At 70.5% G+C, this 22,508-nt stretch carries 20 protein-coding genes; 15 read left to right on the top strand and 5 right to left on the bottom strand.

Annotated features, from left to right (window positions below; all coding sequences use genetic code 11):
- Positions 1–6 precede the first annotated feature (6 nt).
- The 7 genes from QO010_RS22950 (at position 7) to QO010_RS22920 (ending at position 5,451) form a co-directional block, all read left to right on the top strand.
- Positions 7–822, top strand: coding sequence for a SirB1 family protein (locus QO010_RS22950; protein ID WP_307352970.1), 816 nt, complete (start codon positions 7–9; stop codon positions 820–822).
- Between the two features lie 15 nt (positions 823–837).
- Positions 838–1,788, top strand: coding sequence for a glutathione synthase (gene gshB, locus QO010_RS22945; protein WP_307352967.1), 951 nt, complete (start codon positions 838–840; stop codon positions 1,786–1,788).
- A gap of 96 nt (positions 1,789–1,884) precedes the next feature.
- Positions 1,885–2,835 carry a hypothetical protein gene (locus tag QO010_RS22940; protein ID WP_307352966.1) on the top strand — a complete coding sequence of 317 codons (951 nt, stop codon included), beginning with the start codon at positions 1,885–1,887 and terminating at the stop codon, positions 2,833–2,835.
- A 202-nt stretch (positions 2,836–3,037) separates the two neighbouring features.
- Positions 3,038–4,570, top strand: a complete 1,533-nt coding sequence (locus tag QO010_RS22935) for a YifB family Mg chelatase-like AAA ATPase (RefSeq protein WP_307352965.1) — start codon at positions 3,038–3,040, stop codon at positions 4,568–4,570.
- A 43-nt stretch (positions 4,571–4,613) separates the two neighbouring features.
- Positions 4,614–4,865, top strand: a complete 252-nt coding sequence (locus QO010_RS22930) for a type II toxin-antitoxin system ParD family antitoxin (RefSeq protein ID WP_307352964.1) — start codon at positions 4,614–4,616, stop codon at positions 4,863–4,865.
- Complete coding sequence (locus tag QO010_RS22925; protein ID WP_307352962.1) at positions 4,852–5,148, top strand: type II toxin-antitoxin system RelE/ParE family toxin; 297 nt, start codon at positions 4,852–4,854, stop codon at positions 5,146–5,148. The genes QO010_RS22930 and QO010_RS22925 overlap by 14 nt, the downstream gene beginning before the upstream one ends.
- A gap of 108 nt (positions 5,149–5,256) precedes the next feature.
- On the top strand, positions 5,257–5,451 hold the full coding sequence (locus tag QO010_RS22920; protein WP_307352960.1) for a hypothetical protein: 195 nt from the start codon (positions 5,257–5,259) through the stop codon (positions 5,449–5,451).
- A 14-nt stretch (positions 5,452–5,465) separates the two neighbouring features.
- On the opposite strand, the gene QO010_RS22915 is transcribed toward QO010_RS22920, so the two are convergent.
- Positions 5,466–6,449 carry an RNA polymerase sigma factor gene (locus QO010_RS22915; RefSeq protein WP_307352959.1) on the bottom strand — a complete coding sequence of 328 codons (984 nt, stop codon included), beginning with the start codon at positions 6,447–6,449 and terminating at the stop codon, positions 5,466–5,468.
- A 99-nt stretch (positions 6,450–6,548) separates the two neighbouring features.
- On the opposite strand from QO010_RS22915, the gene QO010_RS22910 reads away from it, so the two are divergent.
- The gene (locus QO010_RS22910) at positions 6,549–7,016 is read left to right on the top strand and encodes a GFA family protein (RefSeq protein ID WP_307352957.1); all 468 of its coding nucleotides are present in this window, start codon (positions 6,549–6,551) and stop codon (positions 7,014–7,016) included.
- On the opposite strand, the gene QO010_RS22905 is transcribed toward QO010_RS22910, so the two are convergent.
- Complete coding sequence (locus QO010_RS22905; protein ID WP_307352956.1) at positions 7,013–7,939, bottom strand: bifunctional helix-turn-helix transcriptional regulator/GNAT family N-acetyltransferase; 927 nt, start codon at positions 7,937–7,939, stop codon at positions 7,013–7,015. The genes QO010_RS22910 and QO010_RS22905 overlap by 4 nt on opposite strands.
- Positions 7,940–8,052: 113 nt before the next feature.
- On the opposite strand from QO010_RS22905, the gene QO010_RS22900 reads away from it, so the two are divergent.
- Positions 8,053–9,582 (top strand): ABC-F family ATP-binding cassette domain-containing protein, encoded by a 1,530-nt coding sequence (locus QO010_RS22900; RefSeq protein ID WP_307352954.1) that lies wholly within the window; start codon positions 8,053–8,055, stop codon positions 9,580–9,582.
- Between the two features lie 131 nt (positions 9,583–9,713).
- Positions 9,714–10,898 carry a JmjC domain-containing protein gene (locus QO010_RS22895; RefSeq protein WP_307352953.1) on the top strand — a complete coding sequence of 395 codons (1,185 nt, stop codon included), beginning with the start codon at positions 9,714–9,716 and terminating at the stop codon, positions 10,896–10,898.
- Positions 10,899–11,097: 199 nt separating this feature from the next.
- Here QO010_RS22895 and QO010_RS22890 read toward each other — a convergent pair whose 3' ends face one another.
- From QO010_RS22890 to QO010_RS22880, 3 genes are all read right to left on the bottom strand, one after another.
- A complete protein-coding gene (locus tag QO010_RS22890; protein ID WP_307352952.1) occupies positions 11,098–13,998 on the bottom strand; it encodes a DUF2339 domain-containing protein in 2,901 nt (966 codons plus the stop codon).
- Positions 13,999–14,070: 72 nt separating this feature from the next.
- Complete coding sequence (locus QO010_RS22885) at positions 14,071–15,222, bottom strand: FAD-dependent oxidoreductase (protein ID WP_307352951.1); 1,152 nt, start codon at positions 15,220–15,222, stop codon at positions 14,071–14,073.
- Between the two features lie 68 nt (positions 15,223–15,290).
- Positions 15,291–15,716 carry a hypothetical protein gene (locus QO010_RS22880; RefSeq protein ID WP_307352949.1) on the bottom strand — a complete coding sequence of 142 codons (426 nt, stop codon included), beginning with the start codon at positions 15,714–15,716 and terminating at the stop codon, positions 15,291–15,293.
- 278 nt (positions 15,717–15,994) lie between these two features.
- Here QO010_RS22880 and bchE point away from each other — a divergent pair, with 278 nt between their 5' ends.
- The 5 genes from bchE to QO010_RS22855 all read left to right on the top strand — a co-directional run bounded on the left by bchE (position 15,995) and on the right by QO010_RS22855 (position 22,270).
- Positions 15,995–17,521, top strand: a complete 1,527-nt coding sequence (gene bchE, locus QO010_RS22875) for a magnesium-protoporphyrin IX monomethyl ester anaerobic oxidative cyclase (protein ID WP_307352947.1) — start codon at positions 15,995–15,997, stop codon at positions 17,519–17,521.
- A gap of 31 nt (positions 17,522–17,552) precedes the next feature.
- Positions 17,553–17,783: a hypothetical protein gene (locus tag QO010_RS22870; RefSeq protein ID WP_307352945.1), complete on the top strand. Its 231-nt coding sequence runs from the start codon at positions 17,553–17,555 to the stop codon at positions 17,781–17,783.
- Positions 17,784–18,163: 380 nt separating this feature from the next.
- A complete protein-coding gene (locus QO010_RS22865; RefSeq protein WP_307352944.1) occupies positions 18,164–19,315 on the top strand; it encodes an efflux RND transporter periplasmic adaptor subunit in 1,152 nt (383 codons plus the stop codon).
- An 8-nt stretch (positions 19,316–19,323) separates the two neighbouring features.
- Entirely contained in the window at positions 19,324–21,291 is a 1,968-nt protein-coding gene (locus QO010_RS22860) for a MacB family efflux pump subunit (protein ID WP_307352943.1), read from the top strand.
- Positions 21,292–21,322: 31 nt separating this feature from the next.
- Positions 21,323–22,270 (top strand): hypothetical protein, encoded by a 948-nt coding sequence (locus QO010_RS22855; protein ID WP_307352941.1) that lies wholly within the window; start codon positions 21,323–21,325, stop codon positions 22,268–22,270.
- The last annotated feature ends 238 nt before the right edge of the window (positions 22,271–22,508 follow it).

Raw genomic sequence — 22,508 nt, 5'->3', positions numbered from 1 at the left:
CCCCCAATGACGCGCGATGAGGCCGAACAGGTCCTGGCCCAGGCCGGCCAGACAACGGACGAAGCCTTTCCTCTCTTCGAGGCGGCCCTGGCCTGCGCCGTGCACGAGGATCCGGAGCGTCCGCTGGAGCCGGCCCGCGAGATGGCCGCCGCCGCGGTCGCCCGCCTGGCCGGCCGGCTGGACCGCGAATCCCCCGAGGAGGCCATCGCCGAGGCCCTCGCCGGCGACCTGCGGCTCAATGGCGACTTCCTGACCTACGAAGACCCCGACAACGCCGACATCATCGCCCTGGCCGATCGCCGCAAGGGCCTGCCGGTGCTGCTGGGGGTGATGTATCTGCACGCCGCGCGCGGCTGCCAGCTGCCGGTGAACGGCGTCGACTTCCCCGGCCACTTCCTGCTGCGCATCGAGACCGGCGAGGGGCCCATGGCGCTGGACCCGTTCAGCGAGGGCCGCATCGTCCTGCCCTCCGAGCTGCAGCGCCGGGCGCTGCGGGCCGGCCTGACCCCCGACTATGCCGACCGGCTGGACGCCCTGATGGCTCCCGTCAGCGACCGCCAGGTGCTGATCCGGCTGCAGAACAACATCTTCGCCCGGGCCCAGCAGCGGGCCGACTGGGTGCGCGCCGAGCGTTCGGCCCTGCGCCGGGCCCTGCTCGATCCGCACGATCACCGCCCCTGGCTGGACGTCGCCGCCGCCCGCGAGGGCCAGGGCGCGCTGGCGGGGGCCTTGCAAGCGCTGACCCGAGCCCAAATCTTGGATGGCGGGGCCGCCACCGCCGCCCGGGCTGCGCGCGAGCGGGTCCGGCTCAGACTCAACTAGAAAGAAAACCGCCCGATGAGCCTTCGCGTCGCCGTCCAGATGGACCCCATCGAGCGGGTGAATATCGACACCGACACCAGCTTCCTGATGATGCTGCAGGCCCAACAACGAGGGCATAAGTTGTGGGTCTACGGCCCCGAGAAGCTGAGCCAGGAAGGCAATCGCGTCTTCGCCCGGGCCCGCTCGGTCGAGGTGCGCTACGCCCGCGACGACCACGCCACGCTCGGCCCCTGGCAGGTCATCGACATGGCCGACGACATCGACGTGGTGCTGATGCGCCAGGACCCGCCCTTCGACATGGCCTACATCACCGCCACCCACTTCCTGGAGGTGGTCCATCCCAAAACCCTGGTGGTCAACAACCCCGCCGAGGTGCGCAACGCCCCCGAAAAGCTGTTCGTCACCGGCTTTCCCGGCGTGCAGCCCCCGACCCTGATCACCAGCGACGTCGAGGCCATCTACGACTTCCGCGAACGCCATGGCGACATGGTGCTCAAGCCCCTCTACGGCGGCGGCGGCTCGGGGGTGGTGCGGCTGAGGAAGGACGATCCCAATCTCGACGCCCTCCTGGAACTGCACGCCATGATCGGCCGCGAGCAGGTCATCGCCCAGGCCTTCATCCCGGCGGTGTCGAAGGGGGACAAGCGCATCCTGCTGGTCGACGGCGAGCCGGCCGGGGCCATCAACCGCGTGCCGGCCGAGGGCCAGGTGCGCTCCAACCTGGCCCGCGGCGGCCGGGCCGAGGCGGTCGAGCTGACCAAACGCGACCACGAACTCTGCGCCATCATCGGCCCGGAGTTGAAGCGGCGGGGCCTGCTGTTCGTCGGCATCGACGTCATCGGCGACTACCTGACCGAGATCAACGTCACCTCCCCCACCGGCGCCCAGCAGCTCAAGCGGTTCGGCGGGCCGGACGTGACGGCGGCGCTGTTCGACAGGATCGAGGCGATCTGCGCCGGGCGTTGAGCCTGGGTCGTCTACCCGACCCTCTTCGCGCCAAACTTGTATCTCTACCCAAAATGGTTAATTCTGCGCCCTCCACAACCATGAACGGGGGCGTACATGCGTGGGTTAGCGATTGCGGGACTGTCGGCGGCCATCCTGATCGGGCTGACCGGGTCGGCCCAGGGGTTTGGCACGCTTCGGAGCCTGGGCCAGAACGCCGAGCATGAGCGGATCACCCGCGACGCCCTGGGCGGCCTGTTGCAGCCCTGGACCCTGGCCGAGATGGCCGGCGAGAACGGGCAATACGGCGCGGTCGGATCGCCCGACGATGTGAGCCGCGGATTGATGTTCCGGCACGAGAACCATTGCGACGGGGGCGACTACTACGCCGTCAAGGACTATCCGCAGAGTCGCGCGGACGCCCAGCGGACGATCGAGGATTGCCGCCGCTATATCTTCGCCAGGCTGGACGAGGCGGTGAAGGACGCCGGCGCCCTGGTCCAGAACTACAATGGCATTTGGATGGTCCGGGCCGACCAGATGACCTCCAAGCCCAACGACTGCAGCTATCGTGGGACCAAGGGCCGGGCCAAGTGCAACGTGCTGGAGGATATGGGCTTGGCCCTGCACGCCGCCCAGGACTTCTATTCCCACTCCAACTGGGTCGACCGGACCTCGGGCGATATCACCGTGAAAAATCCGCCCGGCCTGGGCAATGCCGGCCGCGCCCGCTGGCTTGATCCGCGCTATCGGGGCGAGGGCTTCCCGGGGGGACTGATCACCGGCTGCTTCACCGCCAAGCCGGAGATGGCCTTCTGCAACTACGGCCTTCTCTCGCGCTACAACCGGGTCAAGCACGACTATCTGAACAAGGACGGCGCCGACGCCGAGCGGGGCAAGAACGGCAATTTCGACCGCGCCTGGGCCGCCGCGGTCGAGGACAGCCGCGACAAGTGGAACTGGCTGGAAGAGCGGATCCGGGCGACCTACGCGCCGGCCGCGGCCGACAAGATCATCTGCGCCCTGCGTAACGACAGCCCCGGCAGCTGCGCCGACGGACGCGTGTGAGACGGACTGGAAAAAGTGGGCGCCGCGCCGGGCCTCAAGCCTGACGCCGGGTTAGGTTGACCATGACCCAAACTGGGTGAATTGTGTCGGCTAGGTGACTGTTTCAACTCACTTTCCCCTTAAGTTCTATTTTTGTTCTTGATCCGGGCCGCGATCCGTGCTGGCCTTGTGGATAAGTCTAGGGGTTTCAAGGGGTTGGAACATGGCCGCCCGGGTCGTCACCGTGGCCTTCGAAGGGGTCGAGGCGCGCCGGGTCGAGGTCGAGGCTCAGTTCTCGGGCGGCCAGGTGGCGTTCGTGCTGGTCGGGCTGGGCGACAAGGCCGTTTCCGAGAGCCGCGAGCGGGTGCGGGCCGCCTTCACGGGCCTGGGCCTGGCCCTGCCGCCCCGCCGGATCGTGGTCAATCTGGCCCCGGCGGACCTGCCCAAGGAGGGCAGCCACTACGACCTGCCCATCGCGCTCGCCGTCATGGGCCTGCTGGGCATCCTCCCCGCCGACAGCCTGGAGGGCTGGGCGGCGATCGGCGAGCTTTCCCTCAACGGCTCCATCGTCCCGGTGGCCGGCGCCCTGCCCGCCGCCATGGCCGCCTCGGCCATGGGCATGGGCATCATCGTCCCCGAGGCCTGCGGACCGGAAGCGGCCTGGGCCGGCGAGGGGGCGGCCATCCTGGCCCCGCGCTCGCTGATCAGCCTGGTCAACCATTTCCGCGGCGCCCAGGTGATCGGCCCGCCCAAACCGGGCGATATCGCCGAGGCCCAGGCCGGGCCCGACCTGCGCGACGTCAAGGGCCAGGAGAACGCCAAGCGCGCCCTGGAGATCGCCGCGGCCGGTGGCCACAACCTCTTGTTCGTCGGCCCGCCCGGCTCGGGCAAGTCGATGCTGGCCCAGCGGCTGCCGGGCATCCTGCCGCCGCTGACCGCGCCGGAGCTGCTTGAAACCTCGATGGTGCAGTCGGTGGCCGGCCAGATCGCCAAGGGAACCCTCAACCGCGCCCGCCCCTTCCGCGCCCCGCACCACTCCGCCAGCATGGCCGCCCTGACCGGCGGCGGGGTGCGGGTCAAGCCCGGCGAGGTCAGCCTGGCGCATCACGGCGTGCTCTTCCTCGACGAACTGCCCGAATTCCATCCCCAGGCCCTCGACGCCCTGCGCCAGCCCCTCGAAACCGGCGAAGTCCTGGTCGCCCGCGCCAACGCCCACGTCCGCTACCCCGCCCGGGTCCAGCTCGTCGCCGCCATGAACCCGTGCAAATGTGGCCATGGGGGCCTGGGCCGCGGCGCCTGCGGCAAGGCCCCCAGATGCCAACGCGACTACCAGGGCCGCGTCTCCGGCCCCCTCATCGACCGCATCGACCTGCAGGTCGACGTCCCCCCGGTCACCGCCGCCGACCTCTCCCTGCCCCCGCCCGCCGAAGGCAGCGCCGAGGTCGCCGCCCGCGTCGCCGCCGCCCGGGCCATCCAGGAGAACCGCGGCTGCCTCAACAGCCGCCTGGAAGGCGAGGCCCTCGACACGGCCTGCGCCCTGGACGAGCCCGCCCGCGCCCTGATGGCCAGAGCCGCCGAGGCCGGCCACCTGACGGCGCGGGGCTGGACGCGGGCCTTGCGGCTGGCGCGCACCATCGCCGACCTGGAGGGGGCGCCAAGCGTGCGGCGGGTGCATGTGGCGGAGGCGCTGGCCTATCGGCGGGTGGGGCCGGGAGCGGAGGCCGACTCCGGCCCGTTGGCCGCCCTCAAAATTTGACAAACCTTGCCATTGGAAGGACATTTGATGGCAAGGAGCGCCCATGGCCACGATGAATGTTTCCCTGCCCGACGCGCTCAAGGACTGGGTGGAGGGCCAGGCCCGAACCGGCCGCTACAGCAACGCCAGCGACTATGTCCGCGACCTGATCCGCCGCGACCAGGAACGCACCGGCAAGATCGACGCCATGCAGGCCCTGGTCAGCGAAGCGCTCCAGAGCGGCGTGGGCGAGCGCTCGATGCGGGACCTGCTGGACGCGGCGCGGCGGCAGGTCGCCGGGGATGAAACGCCCTAGGCTCAGCCGTAAGGCCGAAGAGGACGTCATCGAAATCTTCGTCGCCGGCGCCAGGGCGTTCGGTCAGGCCCAGGCCGAACGCTACCATGCGGGCCTGGAAGCGGTTTTCGACTTCCTGACAGCCAATCCCCGCGCGGCGCGGGAGCGGTTCGAAATCGTCCCGCCCGTGCGGGTGCATCCCTACGGGGCCCACATCGTGGTCTACCGGATCGATGCTGAGGGCGTCCTGATCCTGCGGGTGCGGCATGGCCGCGAGGACTGGCTGGAGCGGCCGGTCGGGTAAGGCGGAAAGGGCGCCGGGTCCGGAAGAGGGGCCCGCATTGCCGCAGCAGCCTCCGGAGCGCATGGTGACCTGCGTCCGGTCTGCCTGGACGCGCCCAGGAGCCTGACCATGGCCGCCCGTCCCGCCTTCGTTCTGACCGCCCCCTCCATGCCGGTGTTCGCCATCGCCGTGGCGCTGGCCCTCGCCGCGCTGATCGCCCACTTCGGCGGCGTGGCCATTCCCTGGGTCAGCGGCCATGTGGTCGAGACCCTGACCGCCGCCTTTGCGCTGCTGACCGCCGGGGTCGTGCTGCGCGGGCTTTGAACTTCAGGCGGAGGCTATTCCGCGCCCAACCCTTCCGAGCCCCAAGGCAACGTCGTCGTCGCGATCATCCGCACCAGGGTCTCCGGTTGCTGATGATAGCCCAAGGACACCGTCTCCACGCCCAGCTCTCCGCCGATCGCCTGCACCGTGTCGGGACAGAAGCAGTGGTGGATCAGGCGGCTGACCAGGCCGTCGGCCTCCTCCAGGCGGGCGACGTCGTAGAGGCGGTCCTCGGGGTCGAGGAACAGGATGACCGTCTCGCCGCGATAGACGGCCGCGCGCAGGTGGGTCTCGTGGCCGACGCTGGCCTCGGCCCAGCCGCCACGGCGGCCGCGGCCGCCGCCGACGCCGGGGACCTCGATCGAGCAGGTTTCAGTGAGGACGGCGGTGAGCCGGGCGACGTCGCGGGACCGGAAGGCGTCGACGAAACGGTCGACCAGTTCCGGCGAGGCGCCTGGCCGGCCGGAGGGCTGCGGCGTCATCGCCTGTTCCGCCAGGGCCTCGCGGCCGCGCCGCAGGGCCGACTTCACCCCGCCCACCGTGGTGCGCAGGGCGTCGGCGATCTCCTCGAGGGTGAAGTCGAAGACGTCCTTGAGGATCACCGCCGCCCGGGCCTGGGGCGAGGCGACGGCAAAGAGCGCCTCACCGCCCAGCCGCGCGGTCTCGGGCGGCGGGGCCGGGGCCGGCGGCGGGTCGGCGGGCAGAGCGCGCTGGCGGGCCAGGCGGCGCTGGGCGTCGATCCACTGGTGGGTGGCGCAGCGAAACAGATAGGCCCTGGGATTGGCCACCGGACTGCCCGGCCCGTGCAGGTCGCCGCGGCCGATCATGCCAAAGCCCTTGAGCAGCACGTCCTGGACCAGGTCCTCGGCGTCCCAGATATCCCGCGTCAGCCGCAGGCAGTAGGCGTGCAGCGGCGCCCGCAGAGGTTCGAGCGTGTCCAGATAGCGGAACCAGGCCGTGCGCAGGGCGCGGGCGGTCGTGTCGTCGATGTCGTCCAAGGCAGCCTCCCGAGATTTTCTACGATTGCCAGACGAACGGGGCGCCCTCCAGGATACCAGCCGGCCAGAATACCGGCAGGATTGTGAAAGGCGCGCGCGATGACCGACAGCTTCCCCGGCGGCTGCTTCTGCGGCGCCGTCCGCTACCGGATGACCAGCCGGCCGATGTTCGTGAACTGCTGCCACTGCCGCGACTGCCAGACCCAGACGGGCGGGGCCTTCGCGATCAACGCCATCATCGAGACCGACCGTATCGCGCTGGAGGGCGAGGCGCCGGTGGTCGTGACCATGCCCACCGCCAGCGGCCGGCCGCACGACATCTATCGCTGCGCCAGGTGCCAGACGGCGCTGTGGAGCGACTATGGCCGCCGCCGGGTGATGAGCTTCCTGCGGGTCTCCACCCTGGACGAGCCGCACGCCATCACGCCCGACGCCCACATCTTCACCCGCTCCAAGGTACCCTGGGTGGGCCTCCCCCAGGACCAGCCGGCGTTCGAGATCTATTACGACATGGAGAAGCAGTGGCCCGCCGACAGTCTGGCGCGGCGCAAGGCGCTGCTGGGCTAGAGCTTCACCCGCCAGGTCTCGCTGACCTCCGCCTGGCCGAAGTCGTCATGGGTCCAGACCTCTTCGACCTGGAACCCCGCCCGGGCGTAGATGGCCCGCGCCGCCGTCAGTTTGGCGTGGGTCCACAGCACCACCTCCTGGAAGCCGGCCTCCCGGGCGAAGGTGAGGCATTGCTCCACCAGCCGCTTTCCCAACCCCTCGCCCCGCGCGGCCGGCTCGAGCAGCAGCAGGCGCAGGCGGGCGGTGGTCTCGTCCTCCCTGACCATGAACACCGAGCCGAGGCGCTCGCCGGCCCGCTCGGCGATCCAGCAGCGGTGATGGGCGGGGTCGGAGCCTTGCGCGTCCGCGAAATCGGCCACCACCCGGGCGCACAGGGACTCCATGCCGCTCCAGCCGTATTCCTGGCTGTAGAGAATGGCGTGCCGCTCGACGACCCAGCCCAGGTCGCCCACGGCGTTGGGCCGCAGCACCGCCGGCGCGATCTCATCCGCCTCCAGCAGCCCCTGGGCCTCCCGCAGCGCCCCGACCAGCCGCTGGCGGCCGGCCGGCGGCAGGTGGTCGATCAGCCCCTCGACCAGGGCGGCCGAGCGGCGGTCGAAGCCGGCGAAGACCTGCCGGCCATGCTCGGTCAGCCGCAGCAGCTGGCTGCGGCCGTCGGCGGTCGAGCGCTCGCGCCGCACCACCCCGTCGCGCTCGAACCTGCCGACGATGCGGCTGAGATAGCCGGCGTCGATGCCGGTGATCTCGCCCACCGCCTTGGCCGTGGTCCCCGCCTGGTTCTGGGCGATCTCGAACAGCACCCGCCCCTCGGCCACGGTGTAGGACGAATGCAGATAGTCGCGGTCCAGCACTCCCACCGCGCGGGTGTAGAAGCGGGTGAAACGGCGGACGGCGGCGACGGAATCCTGGACGGCGGCGGACATGGCGAACCTCCTGGCCACAGGGAAAGCCAGATAATTGACGGAGTCAACTATCTGCTTCGGCTTGACAGCCCAGGCCCCGCCCGGAACAACCCCGCCAGGTTGGGGATCGGGTCATGGCGCCGCGCAACGCCGTTCTGGGCATGGAGGGGGCGGGGTTCCACTACGGGGCCGAGCCGGTGTTCCAGAATGTCTCCTTCCTGCTGGACGGCGCCCGCACCGCCCTGGTCGGCGAGAACGGGGCCGGCAAGTCGACCCTGCTGAAATGCCTGTCGGGCGAGCTGGAGCTGGACGCCGGCCAGGTGGTCCGCTCCCGCTCCTTAAGAGTCGGCACCCTGCCGCAGGAGACGCCCCCGGACCTGGCCGACCTCACCGTCCGCGAGGTGCTGGCCCGCTCGCTGGGCCGCATCGGCGCCGCCGACGAGGATTGGCGGATCGATGTGCTGCTGGACGAGATCGGCGTCTCCTACGAGATGGCCGGGCAGCGGTTCGGCGAACTGTCGGGCGGCTGGCAGCGACTGATGCTGATCGCCGGGGCGGCGCGGCTGGAGGAGCCGGACATCCTCATCCTCGACGAGCCGACCAACCACCTGGACCTGGGCAACATCGCCACCCTGGAGCGCTGGCTGACCGAGGACTTCGACATCCCCCTTTTGATCGTCAGCCACGACCGCGAGTTCCTCAACCGGGTCACCGACCGCACCCTCTTCCTGCGCGCCGACGGCCTGCACAGCTTCAAGGCCCCCTTCGCCGCCGCCCGCGAGGAACTGCTGCGCCGCGACGCCGCCGCCGCCACCCAGCGCCGCCTTGAGGAAAAGGAGGTGGCCCGGCTGGAGGCCGCCGCCGCCCGCTACAAGGTCTGGGCGGTCAAGAACCCCGACCTCAACAAGCGCAAGGCCGCCATCGAGACCCGCATCGCCCGCATCGAGGAGGGCGCCACCGAAACCTACCGGGCCCGCGAGCGGCGGCTGGAGCTGGCCGAGGGCGACATCGAGGCCAAGGTGGCGGTGCGGGTCATGGGCCTGACGGTGAAGACCCCGGACGGCCGACGGCTGTTCGACATCGACCGCCTGAGCGTCGGGGTCGGCGACCGCATCGCCATCCTGGGGGCCAACGGGGCGGGCAAGTCGACCCTGCTGAGCGCGCTCGCCGCCGCCTTCGACCCGACCCGCGAGCACTACGACGGCCAGGCGACGGTGCGCTTCAATCCGGCCGCGCGGCTGGCCTGGTTCGACCAGACGATGAGCGGCCTGCCGCTCAAATCCACCCTCATCGACTATGTCGCCGCCGCCCCCGAGGCCACCGACAAGGAGGCAGCCCGCCTGCTGGCCCAGGCGGGCTTTGCCTTCCACCGCACCCGCGAGCCGATCGGCGTGCTGAGCCATGGCGAGCGCTCGCGGCTGATGTTCCTGCGCCTCAAGCTGGAGCGCCCCAACCTCTACCTGCTCGACGAGCCGACCAACCACCTGGACATCGAGGGCCAGGAGGCGCTGGAGGCCCAGCTGGAAGAGGCGGAGGTCAGCTGCCTGTTCGTCAGCCACGACCGCTACTTCACCCGCACCGCCGCCACCCGCTTCCTGGAAATCCGCAAGGGCCGGCTGGTCGAGGTCGAGGGCCCGGACGCCTTCTTCGACGCGCAGGGCTAGCCGCGCCCCCAAGGGTGCGACATTCCGCCACCCGGCCAGGCCACCACGTGAACGGGATGTCACTTGAACCCGGTTCGGGGACATCGGTAGCTTCGCGGCGAGACGCGTATAGCCCACGCTTGAGAGCCGAGATGATCCTTGCCGACGCCCAGGCCGCCCTGCAGCGGGTCCTGGATCCCCTGCCGGTGGACCGCTTCCTCGACGAGGTGCTGGGCCAGGGCTTCATCAAGGTCGAGGGCGGCGACGCCGACCATCGCCGCACCCTGCTGGGACCCGATCCTGCCGCCGTCATCCTCGACGCCTTCGACCGGCTGGCCCCGAAGATCACCTGCCACGCCGAGCGGCCCCGGGGCCAGCCGCCCCGGCCCGCCCCGGTCCCCGACGCGGCGGCCTTCAAGGCCACGGTCGACGCCCACCACGCCCTGGGCTGGACCGTCCGGGTCCCGGAGGTCCACGGCCTGACCCCGCAGCTGGCGAAATTCATCCGCGCCCTGGAGGTGATCCTGCACCAGCCGGTCGAGGCGGCGGTGTTCTGGAGCCGGGGCGATGGCCAGGCCCAGGTTCACTACGACGAGTACGACATCATCGTTATCCAGCTGGTCGGGTCCAAGCGCTGGTTCATCAACACCGATCCGCCGCCCCTGCCCAACCCCTGGCGCGGCATTGCCGAGGGTCCGCCGGCCCTGGACCCCCACACCGTGGTCGAGGTCGCGCCCGGCGACCTGCTCTACCTGCCCTGCGGCACCGCCCACCGGGTCGACGCCCTCAGCGACGCGCTGCATGTGTCGATCGGCTTCCGGCCGCTGACCCTGCGCGAGACCATCATCGCCGCCCTGGACCATATGTCCGACCTGGACCGCCGCCTGCGGGTGGGGGTGGGCAACCGGCTGGGCCTGCAGGTGCACGGCAACAGCTTCGGCGACCTGCCCGGCCAGGTCAGGGGCGCCCTGGGCCAGCTGCTGGAGCTGTGCCGCTCGGACGCCTTCGTCGGCCAGGCCCTGCAGCGCCGCTCCTCACGGGCGGTGAGCAAGCTGGAGCGGCTGGAGCAGCAGCCGGCCCCCTCGCCGCTGACGCTGGCCAGCCGGCTGCGCCGCCATCCCCTGGCCGTCGGCCATCTGATCGGCAACGCCGAGCGGCTGGATTTCAGCCATCCGGGCGGCCACATCCATATCCATCGCGGCGCCGAGGCGGCCGTGGTCTTCATCGCCGGGGCCAGCGAGTTCCAGGTGCGCGACATCCCCGGCGAGATCGGCGACGACGTCCGCATCGCCCTGGCCCAGCGGTTCGTCGACGCCGGCTTCCTGGTCGCGGCCTGACCCGCCCTAGGGCATTTCCCGCCTGGAATGGGTCAGGTTTGCTCTCTCCATCCCCGGTCTCCCTGGCGAAGGCCAGGGCCCAAGCGGAGGGTCCTGAGGTGGCGCGGACAGGGTGGCCGACCCCGCTTGGGTCCTGGCCTTCGCCAGGACGCTCGGGAAGATGTGGATATCGCCCCGGTTCAAACCCGCCTGACCCGCCCTAACTGACCCGGGTCAGACGGCGCGAGATCACCGCCGCCGCGACCATCAGCACCCCGACCGCCAGGAAGGAGCCGGCCCGCGCCACGCCCTCGAGGTTGGCGGTGTCGAAGAAGGCCACCTTGGCCGCCGTGGCCAGCAGCACCAGCAGGCCGGTCCAGCGCAGGGCGCGTTCCTTCAAGCCCGAGCCCAGGGCCAGCAGGGCCGCGCCGCCCACCGCCCAGACGGCGGAATAGGCCCAGGTCTCCAGCGGCAGGCCGGCCCCGTGCGCCGGGTCGTGGGGATGGAAGGCCCAGCGCACCGCCAGCGTGACGGGCAGCAGGGCCTGGCCGGCCGCCAGCACCAGGGCGGTCTCGCCCAGGATCGGGGCGCGGTCCCGCTCGATGCGCCCCGACGCCCAGGTTATCGCCGCCAGGCCGGCCAGCAGCGCCAAGGCCAGCAGGCCAAGGCCCAGCCCGCCCATCGGCGCGGGGTCGGCGCCCCACCAGGGGAAGGCGATCAGGCCGGTGATCGTCAGGGCCAGGGTCAGGCCCAGCCAGCGCACGGCCTGGGTCGCCCGGACCAGGCGTCCGCGCCGGTCGATCCAGTCTAGCCCGAGGGCCAGCAGCGGCAGCAGGGCTGCCTGGGCGATGCGCTCGGCGAAGGGGCTGATCCCGGCCGTCAGGTCGGGGCCATGGAAGGTATGGCGCAGCGTGAGCAGGGCCCAGGTCAGGCCGAACAGGGCGGCGAGCGTTCCATAGATCCGGGCGGGGACCGGCTCGCGGGTCCGCGAGGCCGCCAGGGCGAAGGCGCCGGCCGAGGCCAGATAGGCCAGGGCCAGGCTGCCCAGCAGCGGCAGGGTCTCGATGGGCTCGCGCCAGATTCCCCAAAGGGGGTTCCAGATCAACAGCTGGCAGAGGACGCCGTGCACGGCGGCCAGGAGCAGCAGGGCGTGCGGCCCCAGCCGGGCGATGGTTCCGCGCCGGTCGCGCGTGACCAGCAGCAGGGCCGCGCCCGCCAGGCTCATCAGCAGGGTGCGCAGGGAGGCTTCCAGCAACAGGCTCAGCCCCAGTCCCTGGCCGGAGGCGCACCAGCGCAGGCCGATGAAGGCGCCGATCAGGGCCAGGATCACCGCGCCGGCGGCGAGCGACTGGCGGGGGGCGGTCTGGTCCTGGGGCAGTCTGGGCAGCCGGCTGGAAACGGCCAGCAGGGTAGCGGCCAGGGCGCAGGCCAGCACGGCCAGCCCCGCGCCATTGGCCGACGCCAGGGCCGGGCCGATGAAGCGCGGATCGAGCGAGGCGGCGACCGCCGCGCCCCCGGCCGCCAGGGCGGCGGCGGCCAGGCCCCGCCAGGCGAGCCGGCGCTGCAGCAGGATGACGCCCAGCGCCAAGGCGGCCTCCAGGGCCGGAACCGCCTCGGGCCGCGCGCCCAGCCGGATGGCCGCGACCAGGGCCAGGCCGGCGGCCAGGCTCCAGGCCCCGAGCGCCAGGTCGCCGGCGGGATCGCCAAAGACGTTGGGCGTATGGCGCGCCTGCGGCCAGGCGGCCAGGATCAGCACAGCCGCCCCGGCTTCCAGCGCCAGGGCGGCCGGCAGCGGGTCCAGGCCATAGGCCCCGCGCAGCATCAGCAGCAGGGCGCCGGCGGCGGCGGATACCACCGCCAGGGGTTGGCGCCGGGCGAACAGGCCGGCTGCGACCAGGGCGATCGCCAGGCCGGCGCCCTCGAGCCGGACCGTCATCAGCTCGGCCTCGAAGGCCATCCCGACGGCAATGGTCAGGCCCAGGACGGCCAGGACCACGGGCGCGATCAGGGCTTCCCAGCGCGTCCAGGTCCGGCCGATGGCCAGGCCCGCCAGGGGCGCCAGCGCGGCCAGGGCCACGGGGGCGAGCCAGAGGGCGGCATGGGCGACCCAGAACAGCATCAGGCTGAAGGCCGAAAGGCCCAGCGCCAGCGGCGCGATCAGCCCGAAGGGGCGGGCCGGGCCGCGATGGGCGTTCAGCCCGGCATAGGCCAGGGCCAGCACCGGCGTGACCAGGTTCAGGGCGATCTCGCGGGTGGGGCTGATGACGCCGGCGTCGAGCAGGCAGACTCCGGCGACGCCCAGCACGGTGGCCAGGGCCGTCCAGCTCCAGCGCTGTCCGACGGCGACCGCGAAGCCGGCGACCACGACCAGCAGCAGGTGCAGGGTCAGGGCCTCCTCGCTCCAGATCCCGCGCCCGGCGATCTCCGGGGCGGCGAAAGCCCCCAGCAGAGCCAGCAGGGCCAAAGGCTGGCGGTGCCTCAGGGAAAGACCCAGCAGCAGGGTCGAGACGCCGGTCATCAGCAGCACCGCCGGCCCGCCCGGCAGATAGCGGTAGAGCCCCCAGGCGGCCCAGACGGTGGCGTAGAGCCCGCCTGCTCCGGCCCCGGCCAGGATGGCGGCGACCAGGCTGTTCTGGGCCGGGCCCGGCCGCCGCAGCCATTCCGAGGCCGCCAGCATGGCCAGCGCGCCCAGCACCGCGCTGACCAGCCGCACCGGCGGGGTGAAGAGGCCGCGCTGGGCCGCGTAGCCGACCAGGAACAGCCCGCCCAACACCAGCGCCCCGCCGCCCAGCCAGGCCAGGCCCTTTTCGCTGAGCAGCCGCACCAGGTCGACCGGCGGGCGGCCGGGCGAGATTGGCGGGACCAGCCTTGGCGGCGGCTCGGGCTCGGGTTGCATCAACACCCCAGGCGGCGCGCGATCCTCGGCGAGGACGCCGACGGTCGGCGGGGGCGGCGCCTCGACCGGCTCGGCTTGGGCAGCGGGTTTAGCGACCGGGATCTGCCTGTCTTCCAGGGCCTCCAGCCGCTCGGAAAGCCGGCGGGTCAGCGAGCGGTGCTGGTTGAGGTCCAGCGACAGCCGCAGAATCCAGGCCGCCAGGCCCAGGGTGAACAACCAGATCATCGTCCGCTCCGCAAAGGATGGATGACCCTGTCACACGGGCCGAAACAATGCAAGTGAATACTCACTCACACATCAGTGCACGCTGCGCTGCTGGCTCGAACCCTTGGCCGCCAGGGCGAAGCGCGGCTGCGGCCCCGCCGCCGGATCCAGCAGCAGTTCCGCCGCCAGCCGTCCGACCGCCGGGCCATGCTTGAAGCCGTGCCCCGACCCGGCCCCGACCAGCAGGACATTGTCCCAGGCCGGATGGCGGTCGATCAGGAAGTCGCCGTTATGGCTGTTCTCGTACTGGCAGACCCGGGTCTCGACCAGCTGGGCGCCCTCCAGGGCCGGAAAACGGCGGGCCAGATAGGCCCGGGCCTCCTCCAGCCCGGCCTTGGTCACCATGCGGTCGCCCCGGTCCGGATCGACCGGCGGGCCGTGGCGGTCGATGGCCAGCTTGAAGCCCCGCCCCTCCAGGTCGGGCATGCCATAGACCATGTCGCCGCCATTGAAATCGACCCAGCCGGGCAGGGCGTCCGGCCCGAACCGCGCATCCCCGGCCGGCGGGGCAAAGAACATGACCTCCTGCCGGGTCGGAAAGATCCGGTTCCCCAGCAGGTCGGGAAACAGCCTGGGCAGCCAGGGCCCGCAGGCGAAGACGAAACTGGCGGCCCCGATGCGGCCGCCATCGGCGGTTTCCAGCCAATCGGAATTGGTCGGCGGCAGGACAGCGTCGCGCCCATAGACGCCCCCGGCGGCCACGAACCGTTCCACCAGGGTCTGCACCGCCCGCCGGGCCATCAGGATGCCGCCCTCCGGCTCCAGCAGCCCGAACTTCACCCCGGCCCAATCGACCTGCGGATAGCGCCGAGCCAATTCATCCGGCTGCAGGGTCTGCATCGGCAAGCCCAACTCGGCGTGCAGCGCCTGACTGTCGCGGGCGTAGGGATCGTCCCGGTCGAAGAAGAACAGCACCCCGGTCCGGTGCAGCAGCGGCAGGTCGGCCCCATCCGACAGCGCCCGCCAGTCGGCCAGCGACTCCCGCGCCATCCGGCTGTAGATGGCGTCCGCCCCATAGGCCGTCCGCGTCAGCCGCGATTCCCCGCCCGAAGAGGCCCGCGCATGGGCCGGCCCCCAGGCGTCGACCAACAGCACCCTCTGCCCGGCGGCCCGCAGCCGCTCGGCCGTCCAGGCCCCGAACACGCCGGCGCCGATGACGGCGGTGTCGTATGATGCTCGGGTCAAATTAGCCTCTTTCGGGCAAGCACTGGGCCAGCAGCCTCACAAAGAAATCCAAGGCCCATCTATGCTGGTCAGCCCCGGCGCCCGGCAGCGTTATTTCCGAAGAAAAATCCCGCCGCAAGGATCAGTATTTTTTCCAATGCATCGAGCGCCGCCTGATTTTTAGTCTGGACCATGGTCAGCACGATCACCGAGATCAAACATATCAGGAACGCCGTCGCCGCAACGCCCTGCCCGGTAAATATCCATTCCCGGAAAGAACCCCTACTCTGTATGTAATTCGTCAGTTCTGCCGTGGTTTTGAATATTCTAATATTGGAAGGATCGGTGGCATAACAGGCCTCGTCACCTTCCTTATCCTCCTCGTCAATGTAATCAACAACAACGAGCGATCCACCCGCAACATTGTGCGTCATTGCCGATACGATGACCGACTTCCAATTGTACCGCTTCTTATAGGCAGCGATTACGGCGGCTTCTAATTCAGATTCTTTCATTCAAAAGACCCTCCCTGGGTTGCGTTTTGCCGCATCCAACAGGGCGATTGTCGCGCAACTTAACGCCCTGGCCAATGACGCTGCTACGCATAGTTGTCCTCCTGTCGCGCCGGTTTGGAAAGAGGTTGACGACATCCCCCAGCTAGGCGCTCTCAAACGTCCGGTTCGGCGCCACACCGTCCGCACTCGTCCGGCCCTGTCACGACATCGCCCAACCCTGCCCGGTTCCCCGCCCAGGCCCGGGAGCCGACCTTGGCCCAACGCCAAGGAGCTTCCCCATGCGCATCCTGCTGATCAACGCCCCGCACCCCTCCATTGGCAGCCGCATTCCCGACGACCACCTGCCGCCGCTGGGCCTGCTGGCGGTGGGGGGGCCGCTCATCGATGACGGGCACAGGGTCAAGCTGCTCGACGCCGAGTTCGGGCCGATGTCGACGGCCTCGATCCTGCGCGAGGTGGTCACCTACCGCCCCGACGCGGTGCTGTTCGGCCATTCCGGCTCGACCTCGGGCCATCCGGTGATTGCGGCGCTGTCGCGGGCCGTCGCCCAGGTCTTGCCGGACGCCTGGATCGTCTACGGCGGGGTCTTTCCCAGCTATCACTGGCGCGAGGTGCTGGACGAGGAGCCTCAGGTCGACGTCATCGTCATCGGCGAGGGCGAGGAGACCGGCCGGCGCGTGATGGCGGCCCTCGAAAACAACCGCCCGCTATCGGACATCCCCGGCGTCGCCTTCCGCACAGCTGAGGGCCGGGCCCGCAGCACCGGCCCGGCCCCGATGATCCAGGACCTGGACGCCTGCCGCATCGGCTGGGAGCTGATCGACCACGCCCGCTACAGCTACTGGGGCGGCAAGCGGGCGGTGGTGGCGCAGTTCTCGCGGGGGTGCCCGCACCTTTGCAACTACTGCGGCCAGCGCGGCTTCTGGACCAAGTGGCGCCATCGCGACCCGGTGAAGTTCGCCCGCGAGCTGGCGGACCTGGCCCGCAACCACGGGGTCGAGGTGATCAATTTCGCCGACGAGAACCCCACCTCCTCGCGCCGCGTCTGGAAGGCCTTCCTCGAGGCGCTGATCGCCGAGAACGTCAAGCTGATCCTGGTCGGCTCGACCCGGGCCGACGACATCGTCCGCGACGCCGACATCCTGCATCTCTACCGCCAGGCCGGCTGGGAGCGCTTCCTGCTGGGCCTCGAAAGCACCGACGAGGCCACCCTGCAGATGATCCGCAAGGGCGGGGCCACGGCCACCGACCGCGAGGCGGTGCGGCTGCTGCGGAAACACGGCATCCTCTCCATGGCCAGCTGGGTGGTCGGGTTCGAGGAGGAGACCGACGCCGACCACTGGCGCGGCCTGCGCCAGCTGCTGGCCTACGATCCCGACCAGGTGCAGCTGCTCTATGTCACCCCGCACCGCTGGACGCCCTTCTTCCGGCTGGCGGCGGGACGGACGGTGATCCAGCTGGACCGCCGCCGCTGGGACTACAAGCACCAGGTCCTGGCCACCCGCCACATGCCGCCCTGGCGGGTGCTGCTCTGGGTCAAGTTCGCCGAGGCCGTCATGCAGCTGCGCCCGCGCGCTTTGTGGCGTGTCCTCACCCTGAAGGACCCCAGCGTGCGCCGCGCCCAGCGCTGGTACTACCAGATGGGCCGCCGGGTCTGGCCGTTCGAGCTGTGGAACTTCCTGTTCCGCGACCGCCGCGTGAAGGACGGCCCGACCCTGGCGGAGTTCTGGGGGGCGCCGCAGGACGCCGGCGAGCAGTCCATGCAGACCCGGCCGGCCAGGCTGGCCCTGGTCAAGGTGTCCTGACGCCCTATATCCGCCCGGTCGGAGGAATCCCATGCCGGGCTGGCTGCAAATCCTGATCGCTCTGGGGGCCTTCCTGGTCCTGGCGCCGCTGGTCGCCTGGATTGGCCTGCAGTTCGGCGGCAAGCGGGCCAAGGGCGCCCTGGCCATGGCCGCCCTGCTGGGCTTTGGCATGGTGTTCGATCCGCCCAGCAAGCACGTCATCGAGGCCCAGCGCGGCGACCCGGAAGAGGACGAGGCGGCGGGCGATCCGCCGGAGGCCTGATTTTGAAGCCCTCGGAGCGGCCGATGTGGGATTAAATTTGGAAGGAAGATAAGGGAAAGAAGAAGCGTAAGCGCCTGTGGTCCGGACGCGCCCCGGATCGTCTTCAAGGCGTGTCTTTTGAGGCGCGAAGCGCCTCTATAGAATTGGTCGCGGGGTCAGCCAGCGCGCCGCAAGCAGGCCCATGCGGCTATCCACGACGATGCCGCATCCCGGCCGCTTACGCTTCTTCTTTCCCTTATCTTCCTTCCCAGTTTAATCCCACGCCCGCCCCACCCGCAGCGCTGGACGGATCGCGCCCACAGGCCGCAGCGGCGCGGACTTGCCGCCGCCGCCGCCCGGGGCCATATCAGCGTTCAGTTAAGGGCTCGGGCGTCTCCATCATGAACAGGACTGTGGCCAGGATCCTCCTCGCGGGGCTGCTGCTCGTCTGCGCGGCCTGCGGCAAGGGTGGGCAGCAGGCGGCCGGCCGCTACCTGACCGAGCCGGTCGCCATCGGCGATGTCCAGAACACCGTGCTCAGCGCCGGCACGCTGCAGCCGCTCGAGGTGGTCAATGTCGGGGCCCAGGCCACCGGCCAGATCCAGTCGCTGAAGGTCCAGCTGGGCGACGTGGTCCATAAGGGCCAGCTGCTGGCGGTCATCGACCCCGCCATCCAGCTCAACACCCTGCAGAACGCCCAGGCCGCCCTGGCCGCCCAGGAAGGGCGCCAGGCCATGGACATCGCCACCCTGCGCAAGGCCGAGCTGGACCTGTCGCGGTCGAAATCGCTGATGGACCAGGGCTATGCCGCCAAGGCCGCCTATGACCAGGCCGCCGCCCAGGTCGCCATCGCCCGGGCCGCCGCCGCCACCTCGGCGGCCGTGGTCCGCCAGTCCCGCATCGCGGTGGACAAGGCCAAGGTCGACCTTGGCCGCACCAACATCATCGCCCCCATCGACGGGGTGGTCGCCGCCATACTGGTCCGCCAGGGCCAGACGGTGAACGCCGTCCAGATGGCCCCCACCCTGCTGCGGCTGGCCCGGATGGACGTCATGACCGTGCGGGCCCAGGTCTCGGAAGCCGACGTGATCAATGTCCGGCCCGGCCAGCCGGTCTGGTTCACCATCCTGGGCGACGCCGACCGCCGCTACTACGCCACCCTGCGCAGCGTCGAGCCGGCCCCCGAGAGCGCCGGCGACCTGCTCACCGCCCCGGCCAACACGGCCATCTATTACAACGCCCTCTTCGACGTGCCCAACACCGACGGGCGGCTGCGCTCGTCGATGACCGCCCAGGTCTCCATCGTGCTGGGCGAGGCCAAGCGGGTGCTGACCGGCCCCGCCGGGGCCCTGGGCAAGCGCGGGGCGGACGGCCTCTACCGGGTCAAGGTGCTGAACCCCGACGGGACCACCGCCGAGCGCAAGGTCAAGGTGGGCGTGATCGACAACGCCCGCTTCCAGGTGCTGAGCGGGCTGAAGGCCGGCGAGAAGGTGGTGGTGGGCGACGCCTGGAACGCCAAGATCTCGGGCGTCCCCAAGCCTGAGTCCAAGTAGTCCCGCCCATGACCGAGGAAGCGCCCCCGCCGCTGATCAGCCTCAGGAACGTCTGGCGCAGCTATCCCTCCGGCGAGACCCCGATCGACGCCCTCAAGGCCATAAACCTGACCATCGAGGCCGGCGAGATGGTGGCCATCATCGGCCAGTCGGGCTCGGGCAAGTCGACCCTGATGAACATCCTGGGCTGCCTGGACCGGCCCACCAAGGGAACCTACCGGGTCGCCGGCCGCAATGTCCGCAAGATGCTGCCCGACGAGCTGGCCGCCCTGCGCCGCGAGCATTTCGGCTTCATCTTCCAGCGCTACCACCTGCTGCCCGACCAGGACGCCCGCGGCAATGTCGAGGCCCCGGCCGTCTATGCCGGCCGCGGGGCCAAGGTCCGGCGCGAGCGGGCCACGGCCCTGCTCACCCGCCTGGGCCTCGGCGACCGCCTGGGCCACCGCCCCAACCAGCTCTCCGGCGGCCAGCAGCAGCGGGTCAGCGTCGCCCGGGCCCTGATGAACGGCGGCCAGGTCATCCTGGCCGACGAGCCGACCGGCGCCCTCGACACCCGAAGCGGGGCCGAGATGATGGCCATCCTCAAGGAGCTGAACGCCGAGGGCCACACCATCATCCTGGTCACCCACGACGCCAAGGTGGCCGACAACGCCCGGCGGATCATCGAGCTCTCCGACGGCGAGGTGGTCTCCGACCGCCCCAATGGCCCGCAGCAGGCCAGCGGCCCGGCCCATCCCATTTCGGCGGACCTCGGCAAGGAATCCTGGACCGCGACCCTGGACCGCATGGGCGACGCCCTGCGCCAGGCCCTGCTGGCCATGAACGCCCACCGGCTGCGCACCGTGCTGACCATGCTGGGCATCATCATCGGCATCGCCTCGGTGGTCTCGATCCTCTCCATCGTCGGCGGGGCCCAGAAGTCGATCATGTCCAGTGTCGGCACGCTGGGTTCCGACACCGTCAACATCTTCCCGGGCCAGGGGGCGGGGGACGAGAGGGCGGGCCGCGTGCGCAGCCTCACCCCCCGCGATGTCACCCTCCTGGAAGGCCAGCCCTATGTCGACAGCGTCAGCCCCACCGTCGCCACCGGCCGGGTGGTGCGGGCCGGCGCCGTGTCGGGCAACGGCACCATCCTGGGGGTCAGCGACCAGTATTTCCGCGTCCAGAACGTCGCCATCGCCAAGGGCCGCAGCTTCACCGCCGCCTCGGTGGCCAGCGGGGCCCAGGAGGCGGTGATCGACGACGCCACCGCGACCAAGCTGTTCCCGGACACCGACCCCGTCGGCCAGGTGGTGCTGCTGGGCGACGTCCCGGTGCGGGTGGTCGGGGTGACCGAAAAGCCCGAGGGCATGGCGGCCATCTTCCAGGGCTCGAACCTGCAGGTCTGGACGCCCTACACCACCCTGATGGCCCGCCTGGTGCGCCAGCCCAACGTCGCCCAGATCACCGTGCGGCTGGCCGATGGCGCCTCGGCTTCGGCGGCCGAGAAGGCCATCGTCCAGCTGCTCAAGGCCCAGCACCGCAAGCAGGACTTCTTCGTGATGTCCAGCGACACCATGCGCCGGCAGCTGGGCCAGATCACCCTGATCTTCTCGGTGCTGTTCGGCTCGATCGGCGGCATCTCGCTGCTGGTCGGCGGCATCGGGGTGATGAACATCATGCTGGTCTCGGTCAGCGAGCGCACCCGCGAGATCGGGGTGCGCACCGCCATCGGGGCCCGGCGCAGCGATATCATGAGCCAGTTCATGATCGAGGCGGTGCTGGTCTGCCTGATCGGCGGGGCGGCGGGCGTGGGCCTGTCGCTCGGGCTGGGCTGGATCTTCAGCCTGTTCGTGACGAGCTTCGAACTGGTCTATTCAGCCTGGTCGATCCTGGCCGCCTTCGGGACGGCGACGGTCATCGGCCTGGTGTTCGGATGGCTTCCGGCCCGCAACGCCGCGGCGCTGGATCCGGTGGAGGCCCTGGCCCGTGAATAGCGGCGGGCAGGGCGGCGGCATGGAGGGTTAGATGCAGGATTTTTCGTTCAAGGACGCGGCATTGTCCGGCTATCGGCTGCTGCGCGAGCGCCCGATGACGGCGGTCTTTTGGTTCATCTGGTCGCTGATCTGCGGGACGGCGACCATCGCGGCCATGGCCCAGATGATCGGGCCGCAGATGATGGCCATGCAGGAAATCCAGCGGGCCGGCCCGACCACCGCCGATCCGGCCACGGTGATGAACCTGACCCGCCAGATCTTCAGCTTCCAGATCGTCTTCGCCCTGCCCTTCGGCCTGGTGACCGGCGCCATCAGCCTGGGCGCCGTGAACCGGGCGATCCTGCGGCCACAGGGCTCGGCCCTGGGCTATCTGCGCTTCGGCGCCGATGAGCTGCGGCTGGTGGTCTCCTGCTTCGTGATCGCCATCATCCTGTTCGTCTCCTATTTCGCCACGGTGATCGGGGCCACCATCGCCCTGGTGATCGGCGCGGGCCCCGGCGCCCTGAAGGCGGGCCTGGCCGCCGCGCCGTTCTCGGCCAAGATCCCGGCCATCGTCGTGGGCCTGTTGGGCGCTGCCGCCATGATCTTCCTGATGGTCAAGCTGTCGCTGGCCGCCGCCCAGACCGTCGCCGAGAAGGGCATCCGCATCTTCTCCAGCTGGGGCCTGACCAAGGGACGGTTCTGGAAGATCCTGGGCGTCTATGTCGTGGCCGGCCTGCCGGTGCTGGTGCTGTGGATCGGCATCCTCGCCCTGACCGTGGCCACCCACCCGGCCGGCGGCCCCCCGCAGGGCCTGATGCAGGCCATTCAGCCCGACCTCAGCTCGCTGAACGCCGCCTTCGCGCCGCGCTACCTGCTGATCTACGCCCTGCAGGCGGCGGTCGGGGCCCTGGGCCTGGCCGCCGTGGGCGCCCCCGCCGCCTACATCTGCCAGGCCCTGCTCGGGGCCGCGGCGGATGATGATGGGGATGGCGACTAGGCCGTTGGGTTAGCTCGCGCCATTCCTCGCCCGTTGGGCGAGGGGGACCACGAAGTGGTGGAGCGGGCTCTGCGGAGCACACGGGGTTTCAGGCGCGCCCAATCCGGCAGTGCTAAATCCTGAAATCCCGTGTGTTCCCAAGAGCCCACTTGTCTGTTGGCTTGCCGTTATTGTGAGGCTGTCTTCCGGGACGCCCGCCTGACGTTCTGAGCGTCAGGCGGGCCGTCGGTGGAGTGGT

It is taken from the genome of Caulobacter ginsengisoli, from assembly GCF_030814835.1.
GTDB classification, from domain to species: domain Bacteria; phylum Pseudomonadota; class Alphaproteobacteria; order Caulobacterales; family Caulobacteraceae; genus Caulobacter; species Caulobacter ginsengisoli.
Note: the sequence above shows the minus strand (reverse complement) of the source record. Positions and strands in the feature narration are given on the sequence as shown.

Coding starts and splice junctions, on each gene's coding strand:
- QO010_RS22925 (WP_307352962.1), top strand. CDS start 4,852: ATGAAACGCCCTAGGCTCAGCCGTAAGGCCGAAGAGGACGTCATCGAA.
- QO010_RS22920 (WP_307352960.1), top strand. CDS start 5,257: ATGGCCGCCCGTCCCGCCTTCGTTCTGACCGCCCCCTCCATGCCGGTG.
- QO010_RS22930 (WP_307352964.1), top strand. CDS start 4,614: ATGGCCACGATGAATGTTTCCCTGCCCGACGCGCTCAAGGACTGGGTG.
- QO010_RS22855 (WP_307352941.1), top strand. CDS start 21,323: ATGCAGGATTTTTCGTTCAAGGACGCGGCATTGTCCGGCTATCGGCTG.
- gshB (WP_307352967.1), top strand. CDS start 838: ATGAGCCTTCGCGTCGCCGTCCAGATGGACCCCATCGAGCGGGTGAAT.
- QO010_RS22865 (WP_307352944.1), top strand. CDS start 18,164: ATGAACAGGACTGTGGCCAGGATCCTCCTCGCGGGGCTGCTGCTCGTC.
- QO010_RS22860 (WP_307352943.1), top strand. CDS start 19,324: ATGACCGAGGAAGCGCCCCCGCCGCTGATCAGCCTCAGGAACGTCTGG.
- QO010_RS22950 (WP_307352970.1), top strand. CDS start 7: ATGACGCGCGATGAGGCCGAACAGGTCCTGGCCCAGGCCGGCCAGACA.
- QO010_RS22870 (WP_307352945.1), top strand. CDS start 17,553: ATGCCGGGCTGGCTGCAAATCCTGATCGCTCTGGGGGCCTTCCTGGTC.
- QO010_RS22910 (WP_307352957.1), top strand. CDS start 6,549: ATGACCGACAGCTTCCCCGGCGGCTGCTTCTGCGGCGCCGTCCGCTAC.
- QO010_RS22900 (WP_307352954.1), top strand. CDS start 8,053: ATGGCGCCGCGCAACGCCGTTCTGGGCATGGAGGGGGCGGGGTTCCAC.
- QO010_RS22935 (WP_307352965.1), top strand. CDS start 3,038: ATGGCCGCCCGGGTCGTCACCGTGGCCTTCGAAGGGGTCGAGGCGCGC.
- QO010_RS22895 (WP_307352953.1), top strand. CDS start 9,714: ATGATCCTTGCCGACGCCCAGGCCGCCCTGCAGCGGGTCCTGGATCCC.
- QO010_RS22940 (WP_307352966.1), top strand. CDS start 1,885: ATGCGTGGGTTAGCGATTGCGGGACTGTCGGCGGCCATCCTGATCGGG.
- bchE (WP_307352947.1), top strand. CDS start 15,995: ATGCGCATCCTGCTGATCAACGCCCCGCACCCCTCCATTGGCAGCCGC.
- QO010_RS22890 (WP_307352952.1), bottom strand. CDS start 13,998: ATGATCTGGTTGTTCACCCTGGGCCTGGCGGCCTGGATTCTGCGGCTG.
- QO010_RS22905 (WP_307352956.1), bottom strand. CDS start 7,939: ATGTCCGCCGCCGTCCAGGATTCCGTCGCCGCCGTCCGCCGTTTCACC.
- QO010_RS22880 (WP_307352949.1), bottom strand. CDS start 15,716: ATGAAAGAATCTGAATTAGAAGCCGCCGTAATCGCTGCCTATAAGAAG.